This is a genomic window from Saccharothrix sp. CB00851, from assembly GCF_001905065.1.
Lineage (GTDB): Bacteria > Actinomycetota > Actinomycetes > Mycobacteriales > Pseudonocardiaceae > Actinosynnema.
Genome location: NZ_LWLC01000062.1, coordinates 1 through 3,761, shown reverse-complemented (window position 1 = coordinate 3,761; position 3,761 = coordinate 1). Strand labels below are relative to the sequence as shown.

At 69.7% G+C, this 3,761-nt stretch carries 2 protein-coding genes; both read right to left on the bottom strand.

Going from position 1 to position 3,761, the window contains the following annotated elements:
- Positions 1 to 115 precede the first annotated feature (115 nt).
- Positions 116 to 2,320 (bottom strand): discoidin domain-containing protein, encoded by a 2,205-nt coding sequence (locus A6A25_RS38525; RefSeq protein WP_073898987.1) that lies wholly within the window; start codon positions 2,318 to 2,320, stop codon positions 116 to 118.
- Positions 2,321 to 2,454: 134 nt separating this feature from the next.
- Positions 2,455 to 3,498 carry a LacI family DNA-binding transcriptional regulator gene (locus A6A25_RS38520; RefSeq protein WP_073898985.1) on the bottom strand — a complete coding sequence of 348 codons (1,044 nt, stop codon included), beginning with the start codon at positions 3,496 to 3,498 and terminating at the stop codon, positions 2,455 to 2,457.
- Positions 3,499 to 3,761: the final 263 nt, after the last annotated feature.

Below are 3,761 nucleotides of genomic sequence, written 5' to 3'. Positions count from 1 at the left end.
CAATCATGACCTACTACCAGGCCGAAGATTTGGAGACACGCCCTAGCCGCGTGCCGAACCGCGGACCGCCCCGCCGAGGACGGACGCCTCGGCGGGGCGGCTCAGCCGCGACAGGTCACGGGTAGTTGACGACGTACCGCTGCTGGGTGGCCATGTTCGCGGCGCCACCGATGCCGTTCACGACGTTGTCGATCGTGCCGACACCGCCGAGCGACACCGTCACCAGGTCGTGCAGCCGCACGCCCGGCCGGTTGGGCACCTCGAACCCGTTGGCCGTGTGGATGCTCGGGTCGGCCTGGTTGAACGAGTACACGCCCATGCCCCAGCCCTCGTGCGTGGTGACGTGGTCACCCACCTTGTACCCGGCCCAGCCCAACTGCGAGCCGTTCATCCACGCGGCCTGGTTCGGCGGGTCGTACGGCAGCTCGTTCTGGTAGAAGTACGTGCGGCCGCCGTTGCCGTTCCAGATGGTGTTGTACTGCTGGTAGTGCTCGACGAACAACCCGTACGCGGTCACGTTGTCGCCGTTGACGATCACGCCGTTGCGGCCGGTGTTGGCGGTCCAGCCGGTGGGGCCGGTGCCGTGGTCGGCGCGCCACACCCACGTGTGGTCCACGATCACGTGGTCGCTGTTGATCTCCAGCGAGGTGGTCGCCTTGCCCGCCTGGGGACCGCCGACCCGCAGGTACACGTCGTGCATCGAGGTCGGGTTGGTGGCGTGCGAGGCCGACGAGTTCGCCGGGCCGAGCTGCAGCAGCACGGGCGAGTTCTGCACACCCGCGTCGACCAGGAAACCTGCCAGCTTCACGCCGTCCACATCGGACACCGCCATCGCGGCCTTGCCGGTGTCGGGGGAGAGCGTCGCCAGACCGAGGCCGAGCACGACGGTGTCCGGCCGCGTCACGTTGATCGTGTCGGTGAGCCGGTGCACACCCGGCGTCAGCAGCAGGTGCTTGCCCTGCGCCAGCGCCGCGTTGGTCGTCGCCACCGGAGTACCCGGCTTCACGATGAAGAAGTCCGCCAGCGAGATCGACTGACCCGCGGGCGCACCCGCCTCCCAGCTCGTGCCGCGCGAGTTGTGCCGCAGCGCCGGGACGAACACCTTGTACTCGCCGTTCTCGAAGTACAGGAACGGCTTCTCGCGCACCACCGGCGTGGTGTCGACCGTGGTGTGCGACGGGTTCGGGAAGTGCTGCGGCGGCGACCCCGGGGAGCCGACGAACACCATGTTCCACACCGAGCCGTTCCAGCCGCCCGCCAGGTTGCTGTTGCGGGTCAGGAACTGCTGCTGCGAGCCGGACACCGTGACGCCGTCGATCTTGCTGTCCACGATCAGACCGCCGGACGCCCAGCCGTCACCGCCGTTCCACAGCTGGACCTGGCCGGACAGGTGCATGCGCCGGTACGACGCCGCCTGCGACACCGCCCACCGCTCGATCTGGCCGGCGGGCAGGTTGACGAACATGTTCTCGGCCTGGCGCCAGAAGTTCTGCGTCGCGTTGCCCAGGTTGTTCGGGTTGTCGCCCTGCTGCAACCAGTCCGCCTCGACGCGCACGTGGCCGTTGAGCCGTACGTCGTCCGGCCGCAGGCCGAGGCCCGCGACCTGGGTGTAGAAGCGGAGGTTGACGTCCGCGTCGTACACGCCCGGCTTGTAGAGGATCGCGTACCGCTCGGAGCCGAACTGGTTGGTCTTCATCTGGGCGGAGATCTGGTCCAGCCGCGCCTGCATCGCGGCCCGGTCGTAGCCGGGGCCGTAGACGAGCACGTTCGGACCGAAGTCGGGGTTGCGCGGGTCGGTCGGCGGGATGACGATCCCGCCCGTGGTCTCGGTGTTGACGGCCAGCTCCCACAGTGAGTAGCCGTAGCCGGTGGCGCGCGCCGTGCCGTGCACCCGCAGGTAACGGCCGGTGCCCGTGACGGTCAGGGTCTGCACGCCACCGGTTCCGGTGGTGGTCGAGTAGACGGTGTTCCACGTGGACGCGTTGTCGGACAACTGGATCTGGAACGCCCGACCGTACGCGGCCTCCCAGTTCAACGTCACGCGGCACACCGTTCGCGTGGAACCGAGGTCCACCTGGAGCCACTGGGGGTCGGCGAACGCGCTGGACCAGCGGGTGCCGGTGTTGCCGTCGACCGCGGCGGCGGCAGGGGTGCCGCCGTGCTCGACGGACGACGCCGTCACCGGCCGGTTCAGCGCGGCGTTGGTCGTGCCGCACTCGGCGGCCTGCGCGGACTGGGTGATCACGGGGCTGAGCACCGCGGCGACGCCGAGTGCCAGCGCGGCGGTCAGGACCCGTGACAGGGAACGGGGAGAGCTCATGGTCCTACCTGACGAGGTAAGGGGCGCGAGAAGGCCCGGAGCCGTGCCTCCGTGGCACCGGAGGCGCTGAGAGAGCGCTCTCTCGGAGCGTAACGTCGATGTTGCGCGGACGTCAACGACGGTTCAGGCGCGGGTCAGGCCGAGTCGCGCACGATGAGTTCCGGCTCGAAGATGACGGACTTCGGGCGCAGTCCCGGTTCCTCGACGTGGTCCAGCAACAACCGGGACATCCCGGCCGCCATGTCCTCCACCGGCTGCCGCACCGTGGTCAACCGCGGTCGGCAGGACAGCGCGGGGCTGCTGTCGTCGAAACCCGCCAGCGCCACGTCGTCGGGCACGCGGCGGCCGTGCTTGTGCAGCACCAGCAGCGCGCCCTGCGCCATCAGGTCGTTGGCCGCGAACACGCCGTCGATGCCGGGGTGCTCGGCCAGCAGCCGTTCCATCGCGGCCTCGCCGCTGCCCGAGGTGAACCCGCCCTCGGCGATCGGGACGTACGGGAAACCGTGCCGCGCCATGGCTTCGCGGAACCCGGTCAGCCGGTCCTGGGACGCGGGCACGTCCAGCGGGCCGGTGATCGTGGCGACCTGCGTGCAGCCGCGGTGCACCAGGTGGTCGGCGGCGAGCCTGGCACCCGCCTGGTGGTCGAGGTCGACGTAGCTGATCGGCACGGGGCGGGCGGGTCGCGCGAACAGCACGGCGGGCAGCTTCGCGTCCACCAGCCGGGCGGGCAGCGGGTCCTCGGCGTGCGTGGAGACGAGCAGGGCACCGTCCGCGCTGCCCTGGCGGAGGAAGGCGAGGACGTCCTCGCGGGCCGGTTCGGTGTCGGCCACCATCAGGACCGGGTGCACGCCGCGGGTGCGCAGGAAGCCCAGCACGCCGCTGGCCACCCGGCCGAAGAACGGGTCGGTGAACACACGGGCGGCGAACGCGTCCTCCTCGCCCGGGTCACCCGCGCCGGACACCACCAGTGCGACCGTCCCGGCCCTTTTGGTCACGAGAGAGCGGGCCGCGCGGTTGGGTGCGTATCCGGTCTTGTCGACGGCCGCGCGCACGACTTCCTGGATCTTGCGGTCGACGTTGCGGGTGCCGTTGATGACGCGGGAGACGGTGGCGCGGGACACGCCGGCGACCCGCGCCACGTCTTCCAACGTCGGCGGGGTCGTCGGCGGTCTGCTCATGCCGCCCATTCTGCCACGCCCGGAGAGCGCTCTCCTGCGCGTGTCCTACCTTCCGAACCCGCGTGTCCTACCTTCGGAACGCGTGTGTCCTACGTTCAGGACCCGTGAGTTCAACGTTCAGGTGCGAGAGTCCAACGTTCAGGGCGCGAGAGTCCAACGTTCGGAGCGTGTGAGTCCAACGTTGGGGAAGTGTGTATTCAACGCTCAGGGGTTGGGTCCGGCTCGATTTGACATGGGGCCCCTTACCTTGATCTTTAACCTGT

Coding starts and splice junctions, on each gene's coding strand:
- A6A25_RS38525 (WP_073898987.1), bottom strand. CDS start 2,320: ATGAGCTCTCCCCGTTCCCTGTCACGGGTCCTGACCGCCGCGCTGGCA.
- A6A25_RS38520 (WP_073898985.1), bottom strand. CDS start 3,498: ATGAGCAGACCGCCGACGACCCCGCCGACGTTGGAAGACGTGGCGCGG.